The 23,574-nt window shown below is 63.7% G+C and carries 16 protein-coding genes; 3 read left to right on the top strand and 13 right to left on the bottom strand.

All coding sequences use genetic code 11. The features are described 5' to 3' along the window. Nucleotides 1–60: 60 nt before the first annotated feature. From O9Z63_RS04300 to kduD, 8 genes are all read right to left on the bottom strand, one after another. Nucleotides 61–1,716: a UxaA family hydrolase gene (locus O9Z63_RS04300; RefSeq protein ID WP_270128076.1), complete on the bottom strand. Its 1,656-nt coding sequence runs from the start codon at nucleotides 1,714–1,716 to the stop codon at nucleotides 61–63. 114 nt (nucleotides 1,717–1,830) lie between these two features. After that, entirely contained in the window at nucleotides 1,831–3,357 is a 1,527-nt protein-coding gene (locus tag O9Z63_RS04295) for a tagaturonate reductase (RefSeq protein ID WP_270128075.1), read from the bottom strand. A gap of 11 nt (nucleotides 3,358–3,368) precedes the next feature. Next, complete coding sequence (gene pelA / locus O9Z63_RS04290; RefSeq protein ID WP_270128074.1) at nucleotides 3,369–5,459, bottom strand: pectate lyase; 2,091 nt, start codon at nucleotides 5,457–5,459, stop codon at nucleotides 3,369–3,371. 71 nt (nucleotides 5,460–5,530) lie between these two features. Further along, nucleotides 5,531–5,869, bottom strand: a complete 339-nt coding sequence (locus O9Z63_RS04285) for a cupin domain-containing protein (RefSeq protein WP_270128073.1) — start codon at nucleotides 5,867–5,869, stop codon at nucleotides 5,531–5,533. A 13-nt stretch (nucleotides 5,870–5,882) separates the two neighbouring features. Next, the gene (locus tag O9Z63_RS04280) at nucleotides 5,883–7,679 is read right to left on the bottom strand and encodes a RagB/SusD family nutrient uptake outer membrane protein (RefSeq protein WP_270128072.1); all 1,797 of its coding nucleotides are present in this window, start codon (nucleotides 7,677–7,679) and stop codon (nucleotides 5,883–5,885) included. Between the two features lie 106 nt (nucleotides 7,680–7,785). Next, nucleotides 7,786–11,022 carry a SusC/RagA family TonB-linked outer membrane protein gene (locus O9Z63_RS04275; protein ID WP_270128071.1) on the bottom strand — a complete coding sequence of 1,079 codons (3,237 nt, stop codon included), beginning with the start codon at nucleotides 11,020–11,022 and terminating at the stop codon, nucleotides 7,786–7,788. A 60-nt stretch (nucleotides 11,023–11,082) separates the two neighbouring features. Then, nucleotides 11,083–11,913 (bottom strand): 5-dehydro-4-deoxy-D-glucuronate isomerase, encoded by an 831-nt coding sequence (gene kduI / locus O9Z63_RS04270; protein WP_270128070.1) that lies wholly within the window; start codon nucleotides 11,911–11,913, stop codon nucleotides 11,083–11,085. 147 nt (nucleotides 11,914–12,060) lie between these two features. After that, nucleotides 12,061–12,831 (bottom strand): 2-dehydro-3-deoxy-D-gluconate 5-dehydrogenase KduD, encoded by a 771-nt coding sequence (gene kduD, locus O9Z63_RS04265; protein ID WP_270128069.1) that lies wholly within the window; start codon nucleotides 12,829–12,831, stop codon nucleotides 12,061–12,063. A gap of 307 nt (nucleotides 12,832–13,138) precedes the next feature. Between kduD and O9Z63_RS04260 the strand changes: the two genes are divergently transcribed. After that, nucleotides 13,139–14,167 (top strand): LacI family DNA-binding transcriptional regulator, encoded by a 1,029-nt coding sequence (locus O9Z63_RS04260; RefSeq protein WP_270128068.1) that lies wholly within the window; start codon nucleotides 13,139–13,141, stop codon nucleotides 14,165–14,167. Nucleotides 14,168–14,436: 269 nt separating this feature from the next. Here the strand turns inward: O9Z63_RS04260 and O9Z63_RS04255 are convergent, their stop codons facing one another. Further along, the gene (locus O9Z63_RS04255; protein WP_270128067.1) at nucleotides 14,437–16,365 is read right to left on the bottom strand and encodes a glycoside hydrolase family 88 protein; all 1,929 of its coding nucleotides are present in this window, start codon (nucleotides 16,363–16,365) and stop codon (nucleotides 14,437–14,439) included. 231 nt (nucleotides 16,366–16,596) lie between these two features. Beyond that, complete coding sequence (locus O9Z63_RS04250) at nucleotides 16,597–18,933, bottom strand: glycosyl hydrolase family 28 protein (protein WP_270128065.1); 2,337 nt, start codon at nucleotides 18,931–18,933, stop codon at nucleotides 16,597–16,599. Nucleotides 18,934–19,493: 560 nt separating this feature from the next. On the opposite strand from O9Z63_RS04250, the gene pncA reads away from it, so the two are divergent. After that, complete coding sequence (gene pncA / locus O9Z63_RS04245) at nucleotides 19,494–20,099, top strand: bifunctional nicotinamidase/pyrazinamidase (protein WP_270128064.1); 606 nt, start codon at nucleotides 19,494–19,496, stop codon at nucleotides 20,097–20,099. 130 nt (nucleotides 20,100–20,229) lie between these two features. Here the strand turns inward: pncA and O9Z63_RS04240 are convergent, their stop codons facing one another. Beyond that, a complete protein-coding gene (locus O9Z63_RS04240; protein WP_270128063.1) occupies nucleotides 20,230–21,036 on the bottom strand; it encodes a class I SAM-dependent methyltransferase in 807 nt (268 codons plus the stop codon). A gap of 12 nt (nucleotides 21,037–21,048) precedes the next feature. Then, the gene (locus tag O9Z63_RS04235; protein WP_270128062.1) at nucleotides 21,049–21,477 is read right to left on the bottom strand and encodes a BLUF domain-containing protein; all 429 of its coding nucleotides are present in this window, start codon (nucleotides 21,475–21,477) and stop codon (nucleotides 21,049–21,051) included. A 208-nt stretch (nucleotides 21,478–21,685) separates the two neighbouring features. Here O9Z63_RS04235 and O9Z63_RS04230 point away from each other — a divergent pair, with 208 nt between their 5' ends. Continuing rightward, the gene (locus O9Z63_RS04230; RefSeq protein ID WP_270128061.1) at nucleotides 21,686–22,789 is read left to right on the top strand and encodes a mechanosensitive ion channel family protein; all 1,104 of its coding nucleotides are present in this window, start codon (nucleotides 21,686–21,688) and stop codon (nucleotides 22,787–22,789) included. Nucleotides 22,790–22,801: 12 nt separating this feature from the next. On the opposite strand, the gene O9Z63_RS04225 is transcribed toward O9Z63_RS04230, so the two are convergent. Beyond that, the gene (locus O9Z63_RS04225; protein ID WP_270128060.1) at nucleotides 22,802–23,536 is read right to left on the bottom strand and encodes a hypothetical protein; all 735 of its coding nucleotides are present in this window, start codon (nucleotides 23,534–23,536) and stop codon (nucleotides 22,802–22,804) included. Between the last annotated feature and the right edge of the window lie 38 nt (nucleotides 23,537–23,574).

The raw sequence follows: 23,574 nt of genomic DNA, 5'->3' as shown, positions 1-23,574 counted from the left end.
AGGCACAATCCAGTCGTGATAAGGTCCTTCGCAAGCTCAGGATGACAGATAGAAATTAGCTTACAAACTCACCCCGCGTTTCCACGGAATGAAGTCGGTTTGGCCGTGGCGCACGGCGGCTACTTCCTCGCCGCTGGCCACCCGGATGACGTAGTCCAGAATCCGCTCGGCGGCCTGTTCGATGGTTTCCTCGCCGTCGATGACGGTGCCGGTGTTCACGTCGATGATGTCGGGCATGCGGCGGGCCAGGGCGGTGTTGGAGCTGATTTTCACGACCGGCGCAATGGGGTTGCCGGTGGGCGTGCCGAGGCCGGTGGTAAAGAGGACCACATTGGCCCCCGACCCTACTTCGGCGGTGGTGCTTTCCACGTCGTTGCCGGGCGTGCACAGCAGGTTGAGGCCGGGCAGCGTCACGGGCTCGGGGTAGTCGAGCACGGCTACTACCGGCGAGGAGCCGCCTTTGCGGGCCGCGCCGGCCGATTTCATGGCGTCCGTAATCAGCCCGTCGCGGATGTTGCCCGGCGAGGGGTTCATGTCGAAGCCCGAGCCGACGGCCACGGCGGAGTCGCCGTAGGCCTTCATCAGGGAACTGAACCGCTCGGCCGTGGCGGTGTCTACGCTGCGGTCTACCAGCTCCTGCTCGACGCCGCACAGCTCGGGAAACTCGGCCAGAATCACGGAGCCACCGGCCGCTACCAGCAGGTCGGAGACGTGGCCCACGGCGGGGTTGGCCGAGATGCCGGAGAAGCCGTCGGAGCCGCCGCACTCCAGCCCGATGCACAGCTGGCTGATGGGTGCGGGCTGGCGCGTCTGCTGGTTGGCCACCATCAGGCCCGCAAACGTCTGGCGTAACGCCGCGCTGATGAGTGCCTCTTCGGTTCCGATTTTCTGCTGCTCCAGGATGTAGAGCGGCTTTTGCAGACCGCCGGGGCTGCGCTTGTTTATCTCGTCCTGCAGCATGCTCACCTGTGCGTTCTGGCAGCCTAGGCTGAGCACGGTGGCGCCCGCCACGTTGGGGTGCGTGATGTAGCCAGCCAGCAGGCCGCACAGCGTCTGGGCATCCTGCCGGATGCCGCCGCAGCCACCTTCGTGCTGCAAAAACCGGATGCCGTCCACGTTCGGGAACAGCCGCGGTTTCTGGTGGCCGTCTTCGGCGGAATGCAGGTCGGTGGCCAGGATTTCTTCTACGGTTTTGCCGGCCTGCATCAGCGAAATCAGCTCCTGGGTCTGGGGCTGGTAGCTTTTGCGGCGGGCGTAGCCGAGGTCGTTCACTAAGGCTTCTTCCAACACCTGAATGTTGCGGTTTTCGCAGAACACCAGCGGAATCACCAGCCAGTAGTTGGCGGTGCCCACGCGGCCATCGGGGCGGTGGAAGCCCTGGAAAGTGCGGCCGGCCCACTGGCTTACGTCGGGTGCGGTCCAGTCGGGGCGGCGTTGCTGGTGCTCGTTGTAGCTGTCGGTGGCGTGGCGCATGTTGGCCGTGGTCAGCAGGCCGCCGATGCCGATGGCCTGGGCGGCTTTGCCCACCAGCACGCCGTACATATGCACCGGGTCGCCGGGGGCCAGAAACTGCAGGGCCAGCTTGTGCTTGGCCGGTATCTTTTCGGTGGTCGTGACGGTGGTGCCGTCCCAGGTGACGGGCGTGCCCACGGGCAGGTCCTGGAGAGCAACCAGCACGTTATCAGCAGGGTGAATCTTGGCTACCAGGTGTTTCATATTCGAGGTCAATAAGAACGTCGTAGAGACGCGACACTTCGCGTCTCGTCGCCCGCGCCGTTCAGGGTCATTCATCAGTTGCCGTTCAACGAGGCGGCGCGCAGTGTTGCGTCTCTACACAGCTACTGGTTTCCGGTTGAGGGCCTGGGCCACGGTGGCGTGGGCGCCCTGCTCCAGCAGCTGGTGCAGGTAGCGACTCACGCAGTCGAGGAAGCCGGGCAACGCGGCCAGGTCGTGTCCCCACAGGGTTTGGTTGTGCAGCACGGTGTGCGTGAGTTCGGCGGGCTCCAGGCGGCGCCAGAGCTCGGCAAAGTAGCCGGCTTTGTCGTCCTGAATCGGGTATTCCTGGCCTTCCAGCTCGCCGTACCACACCTCGTCGCGCTGGTGGGTGCCGCGCATGAACAACAGGTAGGCCGCGAAGCCCAGCGCCATGTAGTGCGGCACAGCCCGCAGCTTGTGGTAGTAGTGCAGCAGCGTGGGCACGTTGCGCATCTGCAGCTTGGCCGTGTAGTTCATCGTAATCGACAGCCAGCGGTGCTCGATGGCGGGGTTGCGGAACCGGTCCAGTACCTGCATACCGAAGCGCTGGCCCATTTTTTCGTCGACATGGTAGGGAATGCCGGGCAGCAGGTCGCCCAGCATCAGGTTGTGGATGAAGCCGGCCACGCAGTCGTCCTGCATGGCGTCGCGCACCGTGGGGAAACCGGCCAGAAAAGCCAGGCCGCAGCTGAGCGTGTGTGTGCCGTTGAGCAAACGCAGCTTCAGCTCCCGGAACAGGTTGATGTTGGGCTGCACCACCACGCCGGCGTCGGCCTGCTCGAAGCTCAGCACTTGCTTCACGTGCTCGTCGCCCTCAATGGCCCAGAGCGTGTACACCTCCGACATGGTCAGCAGGTCGTCGTGGTAGCCGAGTTGGGCGGCCAGCGCGGTTTGGGTGGCAACGTCGGGGCGGCCGGGCACGATGCGGTCCACGAGGGAGTTGCAGACCTGGTTGGCCGTTTCCAGCCAGTCGATGAATTCCGCGTCGAGGTTGTTGCGGTGGGCCTGCTCCAGCAGAATGCCTTCCAGCTTGGTGCCGTTGTCGGGAATCAGCTCGGTGGGCACTATCACGAGGCCCTTGTCTTTGGCGCCTTGAAATGCCTGATAACGGGCCAGCAGAAACGCCAGCAGCTTGCCCGGAAACGACACCGGCGGGCTCTGCCGGATATCATCCGACACCAGCTGAATGCCGACTTCGGTGGTGTTGGACAGCACCACGGTCAGGTCGGGATTGGCGGCACAGGCCAGGATATCGGCCCACTGGCTTTTGGCCGACAGCACCCGGCTGATAGCGGCGCACACCACATTTTCCTCGATTTCCTGCCCGTCGTCGATGCCGCGGATGCTGAGCGTGTAGAGGCCGTCCTGGCGGCGGAAGGCGTCGATGTCGCCGCCGTCAGTGGATTTCACCACCACAATGCGGCCGTTGAAGATACCTTGGCGGTTGGCTTTGTCGATGAGGTAGTCGGGCAGGCCGCGCAGCAGCACGCCGGTCCCGAATTGCAGCACCTTTTCAGGCAGCGCCAGCAGGCGGGCGTCGGGCAGGGCTACGGCCGGGGTGGCAGGCAGCCGGGAAAGAAGATTGGCGGATAGATGCGGCATGATGAAAACCGTTATTTAATGCTGCCCTGCGGGGCAGTAGCATTCCATTTTTGCTGCCAGCGCGGATAGTCGCGGCTGAGCAGCTTTTCGGGCCAGGTACCGGCGTAGGCATAGCCCGTGCGGCGCTCGTATTCGATTTCGGCCAGCGTGGCGCGGGGCTTGGAGTCGCGCCCCACGTAGATGGGCTGGTTGGTGGTGAGGTCGTAGAAGCGGGCCCAGATGACGGCGCCGGGCTGCGGCACCAGCACCCGGTCGTAGCCCTTGGGCTGTTTCGGGTCGGGCCGGTCCTGCACCGTGTAGCCAGTCAGCTGCACGGCCCGCAGCCACGCTACTGCCGCTTCCACCGCCTGCCGGATGGCGGGCGTGGGGTTGTCGGTATCCAGCAGAAACTGCACGATGCCCACAGTTTCCATCCCGCTGAGTGAGGCCAGCTCGAAGGCGCGGGCCTTGGCCGGCTGCAGTGTCTTTTCGTCGTACTGGGCGCACCAGGCCGTAAGCTTGCCGCGCTGCACGTACTGGGTTTTCAGGATGCAGTCGATGCCGCGGGTCACGGCCTGGGTGGCGGGCTCCGCGAGGCTGGCATCCAGCACCTCCAGGCCGTGGGTGCGGCGGCTCACGTCGCGCAGCACCTGCAGGGCCTTCACCATGGCGTTGTCGTTGTAGGTAATCTGGTGGCGGTAGCTGCTCAGGTCGGGGTAGAATTGCGGGAAGCCGCCGTTGGGGTACTGCATCTGCAGCAGGTAGCGCACACCTTTTTCAGCGGCGGCTTTGTAGGAGGGGTTGCGGGTGGCAGCGTAGGCGCCGGCCAGGTAGCGGATTTCGCGGGTGGTGGCGTCGTTGTCGATGGTGGCATCGTTGCGGCCGGCGTCGTCGCGGGTGGCAGCAATGGCAGTAACACTCATAGGCTGGTCGTACTTCACTTTCACCTCCCCTACTGCCTTGGGCCAGCCGCCCACCGTGCGCTGATACACCAGCATCCGCTCGGCCACCGAATCGAGGGCCGGGGTTGCAGCCGGCGCCACCGCAGCCGGGGCAGTCGGCACTGCCGAGTACCGGTCTTTGGCGGTGGGGTCGTAGACGGGCACGGCTACCGTAGCGGCTTTGCCCGACACCGGGTACCAACGCCCGCCAAAGGTCCAGTCGGCGGTAATCTGGGCGGGCTTAGGGGCGCCGGCGGCCGTGCTCAGGTTGTCCTGGTGCCAGGCGTAGTCGCCGCCTTTGCGGTGGCAGTTCTGGTAGTACACGCGCCGCCCCCACTGCTTGGTCCCGGGCCCCGACTGGGCCCAGTAGATGTCGGCGTCGGCCATGTTCTGCGGGAATTTGCAGTTGATCAGGTAGAACTGCGCCTCGCGGTGGTAGCGCCCGAGCTTGAAGTTGTCGTCGCCCTCGAACACGCAGTTTTTCAGCACCGTTTTCGACTCCTGATTGCCCGAACCGTCGTGCCAGATGGCGGCCGACATATTGTGGCAGATGAAGCGGCAGTTTTCGGCGTAGGCCCAGCCGCGGGGGCAGTAGAAATCCACCCCGCCTTCCATGGTGCAGTCCTTGAAATAGTAGAGGCCGGCGTCCACGTCCCAGGGGCTCACGGTGTCGCCGTTCAGCGAGCGGAACGTGCAGTGCTTCACCGTGAGGCGGGTGGTGCCGGGCATGGTGCGCAGGGCCATCTGGTGGCCGGTGGCACTGATTTTCTTCTGGCCGCTGGGGTCAGCGGGGCAGGGCAGCACCACGTCGGGCTCGCCGCGGTGGTCGAAGCCATAGGAGTTGATGACGGTGAGGTTCTCGAGCGTAACGTCGGGCGAGTTGCGCATGTTGAGCGTGGCCACGCCCCAGTCGTCGGCGCCGCCCACCGGGTCGCAGCGCCACGCATCGCGCGACTGGGCGTAAGTCAGCACCACGCCCTTTTCACTCTGGCCTTTCAGGATGACGCGCTGCTTGTTGTCGAGCCGCACTTTCTCCTTGTAGGTGCCGTTTTTGATGTACACCGTGCGCGGCTGGCTGGCCTGGTCGGGCAGGCTGTTGATGGCGGCCTGGATGGTCCGGAACTGGCCCGAACCATCCGCCGCCACCGTAATCTGCTGGGCCTGGGCAGTAAAGATCCCCATCCCCCCTATTCCAGTCAGCAGAAGCAGTAGTGTTGTCAGTAGTTTCATAAGTTGGATTGGCGCCCGCAGGCCTACACAAAATCCTCGCGCATGGGGCTGAAGGCATCAAGCAGCACCCCAGCCTCCACGCACACCACCCCATGCACCACCTCCGACGGCGCATGAAACGTGTCGCCGGCCCGCAGCACCTGCATCCGGCCGCCCACGGTGGCCTCGAACACTCCACTGACCACGTGGGTCATCTGGGTGTGCACGTGCCGGTGCGGCGCCCCGATGCTTCCCGCCGCAAACTCCACCCGCACCAGCATCAGCTGCGGGTCGTAGGTGAGCACCTTGCGGCGCACGCCCTCACCCACGGTTTCCCAGGGTTGGGCATCGTCTTCCAGAAAGTAGTCGGCGGCGGGAAGCATGGTGGCGGGGCGGTTAGTAGCCGAAGTTCTGCTTCACGTTGGGGTCGGTGTCGAGCGTGCTCTGCGGAATCGGCATCAGCTCTTTGCCTTTGCCGGGCTCGAAGTCGGCAGCCAAGCCCGTGCCGCCGGGGCGAGTGTTGGTGATGTAGGCGGCCGTAATGGCCTGCCGCCAGTCGACGCGGGTGGTGCCGCTGGGCGTGGCGGCCGGCGAAGGCCGGTAGAACGAGCGGGCCCACTGCACCTGGGTGTTCACCACCCTGAAGTACATGTATTGCGGCACCGTGTTGTAGGGCGCCTGGGCCAACTGCATCTTGGCCAGCTCAGCCTTGGTGGCAGCCAGTTGGCTGGCCAGCTGCCCCCAGCGCAGCAGGTCGTACTTGCGGATGCCTTCGCCGCCAAACTCCAGCAGGCGCTCTTTTTTGAGGGCCGTGAAGAAAGCGTCTTTCGACGAAAGGTCGAGGCCGGCCGCGGCGCGGGTGGCGTTGCCGCCGAAGCCGCGGGTGCGCACTTCCAGCAGCGCCGTGCGGGCCGCCGAAGTAGGACCGTTCAGCTCGTTTTCGGCCTCGGCAAACATCAGCAGCACGTCGGCGAAGCGGATGAGGGGCCAGTTGTAGCCGAGGTAGTTGCCGGAGCCGGGCAGCGCCGGCACGCGCCAGTCGCGGCGGAACTTGCCGGTGGTGATGACGGCCAGCGAGGTGCCCGCCTGGTTGTTGTTGCTCCCGATGGTGTAGGGCGTCAGCGTGATGTCGCGGCGCACGTCCGTGGAGTCGAAGGCGTAGAAGTAGGTCGGCACGGCCACAATCGAGCCCTGCGACGAGCCGAAAATCGGCGACGTGTTCAGGCGGGGGCCGTCGTAGTAGCCCAGCTTGCTGTCGGCGGTGGCGCTGCTGCCGCCCATGGCTACTTCAAATATCACCTCGTTGGCGCTTTCGCGGCGCTGCTCATTGAAGCTCTTGAACAGGTCGTAGAAGCTGGTGTTGAGCGTGTGCTCGCCGCGGTTGCGCATCAGCTCGGCGCACTCCACCTGGGCAATGCGGTAGTAAGTCAGGTAGTCGGCAGGGCGCGTAATCTGGCCGGTGGTGGCATTGGCCGAGTAACCGCCGCGTTGCAGGGCTAGGCGGGCGCGCAAAGCTTTCACGGCGCCTTTGGTGATGCGCTCATTCACTGCCCCGGCCTTGGAGCGCCAAGGCACCAGCTTCTGGGCCTTGCCCAGGTTGGCAATCAGCGTATCTAGCGTCACGTTGCGGTCCACGGAGGGCAGCTGGAAGCTCTTCGACGGATCGGTGGGCGTGAGCGGGGCCGGCACGTCGCCCCAGTTGCGGATCAGTTCGTACAGATACTGGGCACGCAGCGTGAGGGCCTCGCCGTGCAGGCGGTGCAGGGCGGCGGTGTCGGCGGCGGTGCCGTTGCGGTAGAGCGCCATCTGCGGGATGTTCTTGATGCAGATGTTGGCCTTCTCCACGCCCGAGTACAGGTCGCCCCAGGGGTTTACAATCTCGGGGTTGGTGGGCTGGGCTTTGTAGCGCGACAGGCCGCGGTTGCCGGCGTTGGCGGCGCCGGGCGCCCCAATCAGCTCGTCGGTGTCGTAGGGGTAGTACAGGTTGAGGCGGGTGCCGTAGGTCCGGTCGCCGGACAGCAGGTCGTAGGCCGTGATGACGGCCGTGGTGGCGCCGCTCACCGAGCTGAAGATCTGCTCGGTGGTGTAGTAGGCGTCCGGATCGGCTTCCAGATAGTCTTTGCAGCCTCCTATTCCGAGGAGCAGGGTCAGGGCCGCGGCACTGAGGGTAGAACGAAAAAAGGCAGGTTTCATGATGTCAGAAGTTAGGGCTTAGGACTCAGGGCCTGAGGCTTAGGATGTTCTTGCTTTGCCGCCGCAGCGACCCAAGCCCTAAGCCCCATTTCCTACTCACTAAAATTTACAGTCCCAGGTTGATGCCGAACAGCAGGGCACGGCTGCGCGGGTAGGCGGCGTAGTCGACGCCGGGTGTGAGGCCGGTGGCACGGCGGGTGTTGGCCTCGGGGTCGTAGCCGGTGTATTTCGTGAACGTGTAGAGGTTGTTGCCCGTCACGTAGAAGCGCACCTGCGTGAGCTTGGCCCGGCTGATGAGCTCTTTCGGCAGCGAGTAGCCCAGCGTCACGTTATTGACCCGCAGAAACGAGCCGTCTTCGATAGCCCAGGAGTGCGTGAACAGCTGGCGCGTGGGCTGCCAGAGCTTGGCATCGGGGTTGGCCTGGCGGAAGCCGTCGAGGGTGGTAATGGGGGCGCCGTTGGCGTCGATGGTGCGGTACCGGTCGGAGGTGATGTCCAGCATGTTGCTGAGCGGATTCACGGCCGAGGTGAACTCAATCTTGTTGGCGTTGTAGATGTCGTTGCCGTACACGAAGTTCAGGAACACGCTGGCATCAAAGCCCTTGTAAGCAAACTGCTGGTTGAAGCCGCCCGTGAACTTGGGGTTGGCATTGCCGATAACCGTGCGGTCGAGGTCATTCACCACCCCGTCGCCGTTCAGGTCTTTCAGCTTGATGATGCCCGGCATCACCGGCTGGCCCTGCACCCCGGCATTGGAGGCAATACCGGCTTTCAGCGTGCCGGTGCGGGTGGTGGCATTGTAGCTCTCGAAGTCGTCGGGGGTGTAGAAACCATCGGTCACGTAGCCATACATCAGCCCGATAGGGTCGCCGACGCGGGCCACGAAGTCCTGCGAGATGGCCGTGCTGGCCCAGCCCGAGTACACGCCCGGAATGTTGGGCGCGCCGCCCAGGCTCTCAATCTTGCCCCGGTTGAAGGACGTATTCACGTTGGCGGTCCAGGTGAAGTCGGGCGTCTGGAGCACCGTGCCGCTCAGCTGCAGCTCCAGGCCGCGGTTGCTGGTCGAGCCGATGTTCTGCAGCTGCGAGGCGTAGCCCACCACCACCGGAATCGGCACGTTCACGAGCAGGTCGCGGGTGGTGTTGTAGTAGGCGTCGGCCGTGAACTGCACCCGGTTGCTGAACAGCGCCAGGTCCATACCCAGGTTGCGCGACACCGTGGTTTCCCACTTCAGGTTTTCGTTGGCCAGAAACGGCACGGCCGCGCCGCCCACCCGGATGTGGTTCAGCCAGTACTCGCCGCCGCCGCCCGAAAACAGCTGCCGGAAGGCAAAGTCGTTGATGCGGTTGTTGCCGGCCAGGCCGTAGCTCAAACGCAGCTTCAGGTCGGAAATAGCGGTTATCGACTTCAGGAAGTTCTCCTGCGACACGCGCCAGGCCAGCGAGGCAGCCGGGAAATAGCCCACCCGGTTGCCGGCGGCGTACTTCGACGAGCCATCGGCCCGGAACGTGGCCGTGAACAGGTACTTGTCGGCGAAGGTATAGTTGAGGCGGCTGAAGCCCGAGAGCAGACGCGCGTTGATCGGCACGCTGGTGGTGGGCAGAATCGGCTGGGCCACGGTGCCGGCTGGCAGCACGCCCTGGTTGATGTTGGCCAGCGCTTGGCGCGAGGTGATATCCAGCGGCAGGAAGTTGGTTTGGATGTACTGCGTGGTGCTGTTCTGCTGGTAAATCTCCTGGCCCACCAGCGCGTCCACGCTGTGCACGCCCTTCGAGAAGGAGTAGCTCAGCACGTTGGAGTTGTTGATGGTGGTGAGCGTGCCCGAGCTCACCGAGGCAAACGGCAGGGCGGCGTAGTTGCCGGCTTGCTGCCGGATGGTGGGCGAATAGCGGCCGTTGAAGGTTTCGAGCTTGGAATCGGTGATGTCGAAGCCCGCCGTCGAGCGGAAAATCAGGTTGGGCAGAATCGTCAAACCCACGTTGCCGCTGATGTTGGTGGTGCGGCGGCGGTCCAGGCGGTACTCGTTGTCGATGGCAATGATGGGGTTCACCAGGCTCGACTGCTGGAAGAAATCCTCATCGAACTGGTTGGGGTCGAGGGCGCCGGCCAGCGGCACGGCCAGCGGCTGAAACTGCACCGCGTTGCGCAGCCGCGACGTGACGGTAGACAGCGAGCTGGACGTGCCCGAGCCGTTGATCTTCTGGTTGTTGAAGCGCACGTTCAGCCCGATGGTGAGCTTTTCGGTGGCTTTCGTGTCGAAGCGGAAATTCACCAGCTTCCGGTCGTAGTCGGAGCCCTTCTGAATGCCTTCCTCCTGGTTGTCGGTGAGGCTCAGCGAGTACGTGGTGCCCTTGGCGCCACCCGCCACCGACAGGTTGTGGGTTTGCTGGAAAGCGTCGCGCCCGAACACCTGGTCCTGCCAGTCGAGGAACGGGGCGTTGCGGCTAGCGTTGAGCGTATCCGACAGGAAGTTTTTGCTGCCGAACGCTGTCTTGAACGTGTTGATGCCGCCGGCCGCCGTGCCGATGGACTGCGCGCGCTCGAACTGGTAGTCCACATAATCAGCGGGCTTCATCAGGTCGAGCTTGTTGGCCAGGCGGCGGAAGCCGGCAAAGCCGTTGTAGCTCACCACCACCTTGCCCTCGCGGCCCTTTTTGGTGGTGATAATCACCACGCCGTTGGCGCCGCGGGCCCCGTAGATGGCCGTCGCCGAAGCATCCTTGAGCACATCGACGGAGGCAATGTCCTGGGGCGAAATCACGCTTAGGGCGTTTTCCACCTGAATCCCGTCCACCACGTACAGCGGCGAGTTGTCCTGGGTGATGGAGCCGCCACCGCGCACCCGGATCTGCACGTTGGCGTTGCCGGGCGTGCCTTCGGCGGAGGTGAGCTGCACGCCGGCCAGGCGGCCAGTCAGGGCCTCGGCGGCGGAGTTCACCGGCACGTCCTTGATCTGCTGCGCGCCCACCGACGAGACGGAGCCCGTTACGTCGCGGCGCTGCACTTCCTGGTAGCCAATTACCACCACGTCTTCCAGCACCTTGCTGTCTTCGCGCAGCGTGATGCTCACATCGGTCCGGTCGCCCACCACCACTTCCTGCGCCACGTAGCCGATGTAGCTGATGCTGAGCGTGGGGTTGCCGCCGGCCGGCAGCGAGATAGTGAAGCGGCCGTCACCGTCGGTGGAGGCGCCGTTGGTGGTGCCTTTCACTACTACTGTCACGCCGGGCAGGCCTTCGCCCTTGTCCGATTTCACAACCCCCTGCACCCGGCGCTGCTGCGCCCAGGCGGGAGCCACTGCGCACACCATGAGCGGTGCGAGCAACAGTAAATTTCTTTTCATGGTGTGGGAATTTGGTGAGTAAGAGCAAAGCAAGCCGTGGGAGCCAAGGCGCCGCAGCGGCTAGCGCAAATCCGGAATGGCCACGGGGTCCATGTCGGTGTATTCCTGGTTTTCGCCGCCCATCCCCCAGATGAAGGTGTAGCCGGCCGTGCCGCAGCCCGAGTGAATGGACCATGGCGGGGAAAGAATGGCCTGCCCCTCGCCCACCCACAAGTGGCGGGTTTCCTGGGGCTGGCCCATGAGGTGCAGCACGCGTTGGCCCTCGGCCAGGTCGAAGTAGAGGTAGGCTTCCATGCGCCGGTCGTGGGTGTGGGCGGGCATGGTGTTCCAGACGCTGCCGGCGTGCAGCTGCGTGAGGCCCATCACCAGCTGGCAGCTCTGGATGCCTTCGGAGTAGATGTACTTGTAAATCGTGCGCTGATTGGCGGTTTCCAGCGTACCCATGGTCACGGGCGTGGCCTCGGCCTGCGTGAGGCGGGTGGTGGGGTGGCTGGCGTGGGCCGGCGTGGAAAGCAGGTAGAACTTGGCCGGCGCAGCCGCGTCAGAGCTGGCAAAAACCACTTCCCGGGCGTCCTTGCCTACGTACAGGCAATCCTGGCGGCCCAGCTCGTAGGCGGTGCCGTCTACCGTCACGGTGCCGGCCGCCCCAATATTGAGGATGCCCAGCTCGCGGCGCTGCAAAAAGAAGTCGGCTTTCAGATTGGCGGGATTCGGCAGCGCAATGGGCGCAGCCGTGGGCACCACGCCGCCCACCATCATTCGGTCGTAGTGGGTGTACACCAGCTGAATATCACCGGCCACGAACAGGTTTTCGAGCAGGAAATTCTCCCGCAGCTCGGCAGTGTTCATTGCCGCTGTTTCGCGCGGGCCGATGGCGTAATACTGACGCATGTCTGTCTGGAGTAACTGAGTAGTTGAATAACTGAGTAAGGTGGGCGCTCAGTGGGGGAATTGGGCAGTGTGATATGAAGCGAAAGCAGTGCGGAGCAAGAGCCGGTAGCCGAACAGTTACTCAGCTACTCACTTACTCAGTTACTCTCAGCGTCCCATCCAGCCGCCATCCACGGTGAGGATGGTGCCGTGGACGTAGCTGGCGGCTTCGGAAGCGAGAAAGACGGTCGGGCCTTTGAAGTCCTCGGGCTGGCCCCAGCGGCCGGCCGGAATGCGGCCCAGGATGCTGCTGCTGCGCTCGGGGTCCTGGCGCAGCGCCTCGGTGTTGTCGGTGGCGATGTAGCCGGGGGCAATGGCATTCACGTTCACGCCGCGGCCCGCCCACTCGTTGGCCAGCGCCTTCACCAGTGAGCCAATAGCGCCCTTGCTGGCCGCGTAGCCCGGCACGTTGATGCCGCCCTGAAACGTGAGCAACGAGGCCGTGAAGATGATCTTGCCCGAGCCCTGCGCCAGCATCCGGCCCCCAATAGCCCGCGCCAGCCGGAATGGGGCATCAAGGTTGATGGACAGGACGTTGTCCCAGTCGGCGTCGGAGTGCTCGGCGGCGGGGGCGCGCCGGATGATGCCGGCGTTGTTGATCAGGATGTCGATGCGTGGGAAATCACGCTGCACCTTTTCCAGAAAGGCATCCACGGCGGCGCGGCTGCTGAAATCGGCCTGGTACGCGTGAAACTGCCGGCCCAAAGCCTGCACCTGCCGTGCCGTGTCGGAGCCCTCCAGCGCCAGCGTGGCCGATACGCCGATGATATCGGCCCCGGCTTCGGCCAGGCCCAGCGCCATGGCCTGCCCGATACCCCGGTTGCAGCCGGTTACCAGAGCCAGTTTACCGTTTAAATCAAAGGCGGTGGCAAATGACATACTGCAGGCAGAGGTTTGTACACTATTTGAAGAAGACCATTCGGCAAGCAACCTGCGGGAGGTGATTAGCCGTCAATAAGGTTAATGCTTGCTTGCGCCAAACGGAAAAATATGCGAATGTTTATTCGCGCAATCGTTGTCGGGAACGTTGCCAGTTGCCGATTTGGCACCTACTCAACGGCGCTACTGTTGAGAATCAGTGAGGGGTCACTACTTTCAGCTTCTCAAGCGGCCTTGCCTGATTGCGGTGCGGTGTTGTACTTTAGACAGCCGCGCCATTTCCACCGCTTCTTTTTTCCTTAATCCGTTGGAAACCTACACCATCAAAGACATTGCCCGGGAGCTGGGACTTTCCACTTCCACGGTGTCGCGGGCCCTGCGGGGCAGCTACGAAATCAACCCCGAAACCAAGCGGCTGGTGATGGAGTGCGCCGAGCGGCTCAACTACCGCCCCAACCCCATTGCGCTCAGCCTGAAGGGCAGCGCCAGCCGCGCCATCGGCGTGATTCTGCCCCAGGTGGCCAACTACTTTTTCTCGCAGGCCATCAACGGCATCGAGGCCATTGCCTACAACCGCGGCTACCACGTCATCATCTTCCAGAGCCAGGAAAGCTACGAACGGGAAATGGCCAACGTGCAGCAGGCCATGTCGCGCAAGGTAGATGGTTTGCTGATGTCCTTGTCGAGCGAAACCTCCGACGTGACGCACCTGCAGGACGTACTCGACAAAAACGTACCGCTGGTGCTGTTCGACCGGGTTTCCAGCGAGCTGAACGTAACGAAAGTGGTGGCCGATAACTTCGGCGGGGCCTTTGCCGCCACCGAGCACCTGATCCGGAGCGGACGGCGGCGCATTGCCCACCTCACCATTCAGCCCTGGCTCAGCATCACGCAGGAGCGGCTGGCGGGCTACCGTGCCGCCCTAGAGCAAAACGGCCTAGAATTCGACGAAGCGCTGATTCGTTACGGCACCTTCGGCCCTGACGAGGTAGGCCCGATGGTGGACGAGCTCATGCACCTCGGCTCGCCGCCCGATGCCTTCTTCACGGCCTCCGACCGTCTGGCCGTGGGCTGCCTGCAGGCCCTGCGCCAGCGCAACCTGCACATCCCCGACGACGTGTCGCTCATCGGCTTCACTAACCTCAACGTGGCCGACCTGCTGGACCCGCCCCTAAGCACCGTGGTGCAGCCCGCCCAGGAAATCGGCCAGCTGGCCGCCGAGCGCCTCATCGACCAGATTGAGCGCAAGCACCGCGCCCTCCCCATCGAAACCGTGCGCATTCCCACCGAGTTGGTGGTACGCAGCTCCACGCGGCTGGAAGCGGTGAAGCTGTAAACCGGCGCTGTCAGCCCAAGTATTTCGCGCTTCAAGCGAGGACGAAGGACCTTGCCCCGTTGGCACGAGCCGTTGATACGACTTGCTAACGGAATAAGGTCTTTTGCTTTTCAGGATAATCGACGGGTTTGCACTGCGCCGCAGATAAGGCCAAAAACTGTCATTCCGACCAGCCGGCGGCCTCTGCGGACATCGGTTGGTCGGAATGACGGGCGGCAGCACCCGGACTGGCGGCTCACTCACCAAACGGCCGGCCTGGGTGCGCGCCGCTACTTGCGGCCGGACTGTTGCAGCAGCCAGGTCGCCAAGTCGCGGGCGGCGTTGTAGTTCTCGAACGAGGCGGGAATCTTGCGGCCGTCCACGTACTCGTTGTACAGCCACGGGTCGCCCACGGCCAGTACGGTGCCCTTGCCCACTTTGGCGGTGGCTATGATGGTGTGCGCGCCCATCTGCACCAGCGGCGTGGCCGGGGCCTGCACTTTCAGCGGGGCTAGCTCCTTGATGTAGGCCGATTTTGCGGTTTTGAAGACGGCGTTGCCGGCCGGGATATTCACCCGGCCCTGCTCAAATTCGCTGCCTTTCACCATGTTCAGGTTCAGGGGCAGAAACTCTAGGCCGAAGGCCCGGGCCAGGGTGTTGAAGCGCGGGATTTCGCAGTTGCTGGTGTCGTTGGCCATCAGCACCAACGTGCCGCCATCCTTTACCCATTTGGTGAGCACCTGCACGTCGGCGGGCTGCACGAAGTTGGGCTGCGGAGTTTCCTTGCGGGTGTCGGGGTCCACGATGATGAACACGTCGACGCCTTTAAGCGCGGCGGCCGTGGGCGCGGTGCTGATGGTGGCGGTTTTCGCGCCCAGGTCGCGGAACTGCTGGCCCCAGAAGTAGAAGCCGCCGTGGGTGCGGTCATCCCAGGTGTAGTGCCAGGTTTCGGGCTGGCCGCTCAGGGCGTTTTTGCGCAGCTCGTGGTTGAAGTAGTTGTCCACGGCCACGGTTTTGCCGGTTCCCACGGCGCTGGCAGCCGTTTCCATCTCCACGCTGGCCAGAATGAAAGGGCCCACCCCTTTCAGGTCGTTCTGGCGCAGCGGCTCGGTGAGGTAGTACTCGAAGCTGCCGTCGCGGTAGGGCTTGCCGCCGAGGCCGCCCACGCTCACGGTGCCGTTGAAGGCCAGCGCGCCGTTTTCCTCGGCCACGAATTGCCTCAGCAGGCCATCATACCCCTTGCGGGCGGCGGCGGCGTATTTCTTGTCGAGGTAGCCCATGCGCACACCCTTTTGCAGGAAATACACGAACATGCTGCTGCCCGAGGCCTCCTGGTAATTGCCCTTGCGGGCGGCCTGGTCCATCACCAGCGCCCAGGTGCCGGCGGTGGCATCCTGGTACTTCACCAGCACCGGTGCGAGGCGCTGCACATTCTGGATGAGCTGCTGTCGCTGCGGGTGGTTCTGAGGGAAATAATCCAGCACGTCCACTAAGGCCATGGCGTACCAGCCCAGGCCCCGGTCCCAGAAATTGGCCGACTGCCCGGTGGTTTTGTTGGCCCACTGCTGCTCCCGGCTTTCGTCGTAGCCGTGGTATTTCAGGCCGGTTTTGGGGTCCGTGAGGTTCTTCTCAATCAGCGCAAACTGCTTAGCCACATCGTCGAAACCGGCGGGCTGGTTGAAGGCCTGGCTGTACTCGGCGTAGAAGGGCTCGGCCATGTACAGGCCATCCAGCCACATCTGGTTGGTGTAGATTTTCTTGTGCCAGAAGCCGCCGGCCTTGGTGCGCGGCTGCCCCTCCAGCTGCTTACGCAGCTGCTGGGCAGCCAGCCGGTACTTCTCGGCCTGGGGCACCGACATCTGGCTAAGCGTGAGCAAAGCGTGGCCGGTAGTCAGGTTGTCGAGGTTGTAGTCGTCCAGCTTGTAGGTGCGGATGCTGCCGTCGGGGCGCACGAACTGGTCGAGGTCCTTCTGAATGTAGGTGAAGTAGCGGGCGTCGCCGGTGCGCTGCCACACCCTTTCCAGCGCCTTCAGCATCAGGCCCTGCTCGTAGTCCCAGCGGGCGGTTTTGCGGCTGCCGATAAGGATGGAATCGGGGTGCCAGCTGATAAACGCATCAGCCATGCGCTGCGACATTGGGCGCGCCGCGGGTGTGGTATGTGCCTGGGTGGAAAGCGAGGCCGTGAGCAGGCCGGCCAGCAGGAAAGGACGGAAGGACATGGATGGTGCGGATGGGGCCTCACCCCCCGGCCCCCTCTCCTTCAGAGAGGGGGAGCCACGGCGGCGCGGGCGGGTTGTAGAGACGCGACACTTCGCGTCTCGTCGTTGCTGATGTTGTTTGGTTGGTTCGGCTCCGGTCGTTCTGGCAGGAGACGCGAAGTGTCGCTTCTCTACATCGTTCGGCTGGCTCCCCCTCTCCCGGAGGGGAGGGGGTCGGGGGGTGGGGTGCGACTACAGCTTGCTTACCGTCACCGTTTTCTTGGCCACCCTCTCCCCCATTTCCACGCCTTTTTTGGCGGGTTTGGTGTCGGTATTGCGCAGGGTTACGGCTTTGCTGCGGGCGCCGGTTACGCGCAGCAGCAGTTCGGCGCCGGGCGTGTAGCGCAGGTTGTCGAAGCTGATGTTGCGGCTGTTCTGGACTTCCAGCACGGGCTTGGTTTCCTGGGACAGCAGGGTCACGTTTTTGAGGCGGATGCCGTCGGCTTCCTGGCACACCATGCCTTTGTTGCACTCCAGTACCGTGTTTTCGATTTCGATGTTCTGCACCGCCATTTCGGGCAGGCCGCGCACCAGGATGCCGGTGTTGGCACCCTTGCAGGTCACGTTGGTGATGCGGAAGTTGCGGAACTGCGGGGTACCCTCGTTCAGCGGCTCGGCCTTGATTTCGGGGATGCCGTAGGCCTCGCCGTTCACCTGCACGGGGTCTTTGGCGGCGTAGTACATATCGAACAGGATGGCCTCGCCGGCAATGTCGGTCATGTCCACGCCGTCCACAAAGATGTTTTCCACCACGCCGCCCCGGCCCCGGGCCGTCTTGAAGCGCAGGCCCACGTCGGTGCCCATGAAGGTGCAGTTGCTCACGTACAGGTTGCGCGCCCCGCCCGACATTTCCGAGCCAATCACGAAGCCGCCGTGGGCGTGGTACACTTTCGTGTCGCGAATGATGAAGTTCTCAGTCGGCACGCCGCGCCGGCGGCCCTCTGCGTCGCGGCCACTCTTGATACAGATGCCGTCGTCGCCCACGTCAAATGTGCAGCCTTCCACCAGGCCGTTGCGGCAGGATTCCAGGTCCAGGGCGTCGGTGTTCTGGCCGTACCAGGGGTTGCGGGCCGTCACGTTGCGCAGCGTGATGTTGTCGCAGAGCAGCGGGTGAATGGTCCAGGCGGGGGAGTTCTGGATGGTGAAGTCTTCGAGCAGAATCTGTTTGCAGCGCTGCAGGCTAAGCATGTTGGGCCGCAGGAAATCCTTGAACTCGGCGTACTTGCTGAAGTCGGGCTCCTGACCGGCGGTCAGCGTCCAGGGCTTGTTGAGGGTAGAGCCTTTGAGCGAGCCGGCCGAAGGGTACCAGGTGGTGCCCTTCTCGTCTACCACCCCGCCCGATTTCACGAGGCGCTGCCACTGGCCGGGGTTGAGCTTTTCCTTCTTCACCATGCGCCAGGCGTCGCCGGCTCCGTCGAAGGTGCCCGGGCCGGTAATGGCAATGTTTTCGAGGTCGTAGCCGGAAATGGGCGACTGGTTGCGCACGGCGTCCTCCCCTTCCCAGTTGGTTTTGATGAGCTGATAATCAGAAAGCCGGTTGCTGAACTGCACCAGCGCGCCCTGGGCCAGGTGCAGGTTCACGTTGCTTTTCAGCTGAATCGGGCCGGTGAGCCAGAGGCCGCGCGGCACCAGCACCACGCCGCCCTGCTGGCTGCAGGCGTCAATAGCCTTACGAAAAGCCTCGGTGTTGAGCGTTTGCCCGTCGGCCACCGCGCCGTACTTGGTGATGTTGAAAGTATCCTTGCGGAAGGTGGGCTGCAGCACGATGGGCAGCTCGTAGGCGTACTTACCGGCGAAGGCCAGCGGCTTAAGGTGCGCGGCAATACCGAGGTTCTGTTTTTTCACTTCCTGGGCTACCAGCTGGGCCACCCGCTCGGCACCGTAGGCCGAGAAGTGGGTGTTATCGAGCTTGGTATTGTTGGCCCCGTTCTGGTAGCTCCAGAACAACGGCTTGGTGCCTGCGTCGCCGAGCTGGCTGTACATGGCCCAGGTAGCTTCGTGGGCGTCAATCAGCGGCACTTTCTGAGCTTTGGCTACCTCGCGCACCACGCCGGGGTATTCGCCGTGGTCGTCCTTGCGCTTGCCGGCCTCGTCGAAGTAGCGCCGGCCCACGGGCGTGAGCAGCACCGGGTTGGCACCTTTGGCGCGGGCTTCCTGCACGTAGCGGGTCAGGTTCTGGCGGTATGCCGTTTGGGGGGCGGCGTAGCGGGCGGTGTCCTCCTGCTTGCTGTCGTTGTGGCCGAACTGGATGAACACCCAGTCGCCGGGCTTGAGCTGCTCCAGCACCTTGGCCCAGCGGCCTTCGTGGCGGAAGTTGCGGGTGCTGCGCCCGTTCATGGCGTGGTTCTGCACGGCCACATTCGCATCGAAATACTGCCGGAAGTACATGCCCCAGCCCCGCTCGGCCTTATCCAGCGGCTTGTCCGACATGGTGGAATCCCCCACGAGGAAGATGGTGGGGTTCCGGTCGTCCGCCGGCCGGAAGGCCAGCAGCAGCACGGCCAGCAGAGCAAGGCACAGGTGTTTCATATCGGGGCGGGAAAGTAGGCGGGCGAAACGGCGCAGCAGCCAATGAAACAGCAGGTTTCCGGGATGCCGCCGCCGGGCAGATCAGCGGACTGGTTGATAAGGTTACTGGAATAGTTGGGGCTGGCCGCATCCGGCTCTTGTATTTTTTGCGCAATCGTTATCGGGAACGTTGCCAACGCCCGAAGTATCAGGCCTGAGCAGGCTGGGTACACTGCCTGGCGCCTCACGTTGTGCTGTTTGCTGCCCGCCGCTGCTTTGCCTGCAATTGTATTCTGCTACGGCTGCAGCGCCGTATACTGGCGGCACTTGTAACCCGTAACGCGAAGTTCCACTTCGCGACACGTTGGTACGTCCAGCGGGCTTGCTGACTTCGTTGCAGCCGCGAATCCCCAGCACGTCCGGCGGGAGTGCTGACTTCGTAGCAGCCGTGAAGCACTGATACGTCTTGCGGGTTTGCTGTTTTGCCGCCCGGAGCAGCCGCGAAGTGAAACTTCGCGTTACATTTCTGCCGTTTTTCATCTATCCGCGGAGCAGGAGCTTCGCGCTACTACTTTTCCCGAATGAAAGCTCTCCTGCTGATTGATATTCAGAACGATTTCGTGCCCGGCGGCGCGCTGGCGGTGCCGGGAGGCGACGCGGTGATTCCGCTGGTTAATGCGCTGCAGCCCCGGTTCGAACTGGTGGTAGCTACCCAGGACTGGCACCCAGCCGGCCACGGCAGCTTTGCCAGCAGCCACGCAGGCCGGCAGCCGTTCGAGCAAATCGACCTGCACGGCCTGCCCCAGACGCTCTGGCCCGACCACTGCGTGCAGGGCACACCCGGCGCCGAGTTCCACCCCGCCCTCGACCAGGACCGCATTGAGGCCATCTTCCGCAAAGGCACCAACCCTGACCTCGACTCCTACAGCGGCTTCTTCGACAACGGCCACCGCAAAAGCACCGGCCTGGCCGACTACCTGCGCGGCCGTGGCGTCCGGCAGGTGTACCTAGCCGGCCTCGCCGCCGACTATTGCGTGTACTTCTCTGCCAAAGACGCCCTGCAGGAAGGTTTCGAGGTATTTTTCATCGAAGACGCCACCCGCGCCATCAATGCAGAAGGCTACCAGCAGGCCCGCGCCGAACTTGAGCAGCGCGGCGCCCGGTTCGTAGCAGCAGCCGAGATATAGCACCAGTAGCGCAGTAGCGCGAACTTTGTAGTTCGCGCCTTCGCGCCGTTCAAACGATAAAGCCCCCGCGCCATTGCAACTACCCCAACGGCGCGGGGGCGCGAACTGCAAAGTTCGCGCTACTGGCCGCTTACTTCTTTTGGGCCACCACCGAATACACCATCGGCAGCTTGCCGCGCAGGTGTGGGCACTGGTAGCGCCGCTCGCCCGCGTCTTCCAGCCCGGCAAAGCAGTTGTAGGGCGAGTAGTCGTACTCGTCGAAGTGCCGGATTTCCAGGCCCTGGCCGAGCAGGGCGCCCAGCACTTCGCTCAGGCTGTGGTTCCAGGAAACCGAGGTGGCTTCGATGGGCGCCGCGCGGTCGGCGTAGGTGCCGGTTTCCAGTTCCGTGATGGTTTCGCGGTTGAAGTAGGAGTAGTCGAAGCGGGTGAAGTTGTTGTCGAACATCCAGACCACCGGGTGAAACTCCACCAGCACTAGGCGGCCGCCGGGCCGGAGAAAGTGCGTTACCACGGCCGCCCAGCGCTCCAGGTCGGGCAGCCAGCCCAGCACGCCGTAGGTGGTATACACCACATCGAACTGCTGCTGCTGCAGATGCTGCGGCAGCGCATACACATCGGCGCAGACAAACTGCGCATCCAGCCCCAGCTGCGTGTTCAGCGCGCGGGCCTCGGCAATGGCCGCATCCGACAGATCCACGCCCGTCACCTGCGCCCCCAGCCGGCTCAGCGACAACGAATCCTGCCCGAAGTGGCATTGCAGGTGCAACACACGCTGCCCGGCCACGTCGCCCAGCAGCTCCAGCTCAATGGCGTTCAGCGACGAGGCCCCTGCCAAGAACGCGGGCACATTGTAGAACTCCGACGCTACGTGATGCGCGGTTTTCGTGTTCCAAAGGGCGCGGTTGATGTCGGTGTAGTTGGCGGGATAATCGGGCATGAGCCGGGGCGGCTAGAAGTTGGCGGTGTGTAAAGTGGCAAATTCGCGCAGCACCTCGAAGAAAGCGGTATCCATGTTCTGCGGCTGGGTTATCAGGAAGCCGGCGCTATCCAGGTTGCGGTAGCCGGCCAGCTGCTCAAACGTCTCGGGCGTGGCCGTGGCAAAGCCCATCGACCAGTCGGGGAAAGCGCGCTCAGGAATGGGGCCGTCGGCCAGCTTGTAGATGTGGGAGTGTCGAACGTCGCGGGCAATCAGGTCGTAGAGTTGCTCCACGGCCTGCCGCTCGCCCTCCAGCACCTGCAGAATGTCGCCCTCGCTGACCAGCAGCAGCCCCGTAATGGCGCGCGCCTGGTTTTTGCGGCGCGAGTGCAGCAGCAAATCCTTCAGCTGCTGCTCGTCCAAGTCGCCGGTGGCCGAGCTGAGATATACTATCCGATGCATATAGGTAATGATAGCGGCTTTAAGTCAGTGTAGCGTAGCCGGTGGTACAATATATACTGGAAGAAGTAAATTTTTCAGCGGCAACCCAACTGCCTGGCTGCCGCGCAGCTGGCCGCCGCGGCCCGCCCAGCCTACAACCTTTGCCTGATGCTGCGGGTACATGGCAGCACTACCAACCGGCTGCGGCCGGCCTTACTAGCTCCTGACTATGCCCTTCCAACTCCCTGACCTGCTGCCCGACCAAGTGGAAACCCTGCTCCGCACGCTGGGCATCGTGGCCGGCAGCTTGCTGGCCGGGTGGCTGCTGAAGGTGGCCGTATTCGGGGTGCTGGCTGCCTACGTGCGGCGCGAGCCGGCCACGCTGCTGGCCAGCTCGGTGCTGCGCCACTTGCGCCAGCCCAGCGCGTGGTTTTTTCCGGTGCTCGTCCTCTCATTCGTGCTGCCTCTCACCGATCTGCAGGACCGGGCCCTGGAAGTGGCGCGGCGCTTCGTGGAAACGGCACTGCTCACTACGTTTGCCTGGGGGCTGGTGAAAACCGTGGATGTGGTGCAGGACCTGGTGCAGAGACACTACCACATCAACGGCGAGGACAACCTGCGGGTGCGCAAGCTCTTTACGCAGCTGCAGTTCGTGAAAAAACTCACGGTGTCGCTCATCATTTTCGTGGCCATTGCCCTCATTCTGATGAGCTTCGCCACGGTGCGTAAGATCGGAACGGGCCTGCTGACCTCGGCGGGTATTGCCAGCGTGATTGTGGGCTTCGCGGCCCAGCGCTCCATCGGCAACCTGCTGGCGGGCTTCCAGATTGCCTTCACCCAGCCCATCCGCCTCGACGACGTGCTGGTGGTGGAAGGCGAGTGGGGCCGGGTCGAGGAAATTACGTTTACGTATGTGGTGCTGCGCATCTGGGACGAGCGCCGGCTGGTGCTGCCGCTCAACTACTTCATCGAGAAGCCCTTCCAGAACTGGACCCGCACCACCGCGCAGCTGCTGGGCACCGTGTTTTTGTACACCGACTACACTCTGCCGGTGGAAGCCGTGCGCGCCGAGCTGCAGCGCGTGGTGGCCGCCCACCCGCTCTGGGACCAGCGCGTGTGCGTGCTGCAGGTCACGGATTCCAAGGAGCGCACCATCGAGCTGCGGTGCCTGGTGAGTGCGGCCAACTCCAGCCAGGCGTTTGATTTGCGGTGCGCGGTGCGCGAGCAGCTTATTGGCTTCATTCAGCAGTACTACCCCCAGTGCCTGCCCAAAACCCGCACCCTCACCGAGCCCACCGACCAGCCTTTCACGCCTGGCAGCGTAGAAGGCTAGCTGCCAATTCGTTCAGCCACCAAATACAAACCGCCGCTGCCGTAGCCAGCTGTCCAGCAGGCGCGCATCGGCCGAAATGCAACCCACCACGCGGTACTTGGAGCGCAGGGCGGCGGAGGTGGCGGCCTCCTCATTCACCACCTGCCCCTCGCCCAGGTACGTGGAATGGATGAAGCGCACCTGCCCTTGCCGCACGCGCAGGAACCCCACGTGAAAGTCCAGCCCCACGATGTAGAGGCCGTCGCCGAGCTGCTGCAGTTGCTGCACAAAGCGGGCCTGCGGCACGAGGCGGTAGCGCCGGATGTGGGCTTCGTCGGTAAGGTTCTGGATCAGCTTTTCAGAGGTGGTTTTGGCCAGGGCCACCTGGTCGAGGCGCAGGCCGGCGTCGCGCAGGATGGTCGTCACGAAGTAGCCGCAGGCAATGGAATCCTGCTGGGGCTGCTGGGTGGTGCCGTAGAACGCCCACGGCGTGCCGTACCACGCCGGCCAGATAACGGTATCGAGGCTGGCCACGAGCAACTGCCGGGCCTGTTGCAGCACCGCCGCTTTCTGCGCGGCCGTGCGGGCCTGCCGGTAGCGCGCCGCCAGCGCCGTGCGCCGGGCCGCCAGCCGGGCCACCCGCGGCCTGTATTCGGCCGCCGCCGCCGGATCGGGGCTGGTATGGGCTACGGTAGTGGCGGCCGGCGCATCAGAATGGCAGGCGGCGGCAAGTAGTGCCAACGGGAGCAGCAGGTATTTCGGCAACATAGCAGGGGCGTATAGCGCAGAGTGACAAGGTAACGCGG

It is taken from the genome of Hymenobacter yonginensis (genome assembly GCF_027625995.1).
Taxonomy (GTDB): Bacteria; Bacteroidota; Bacteroidia; order Cytophagales; family Hymenobacteraceae; genus Hymenobacter; species Hymenobacter yonginensis.
Note: the sequence above shows the minus strand (reverse complement) of the source record. Positions and strands in the feature narration are given on the sequence as shown.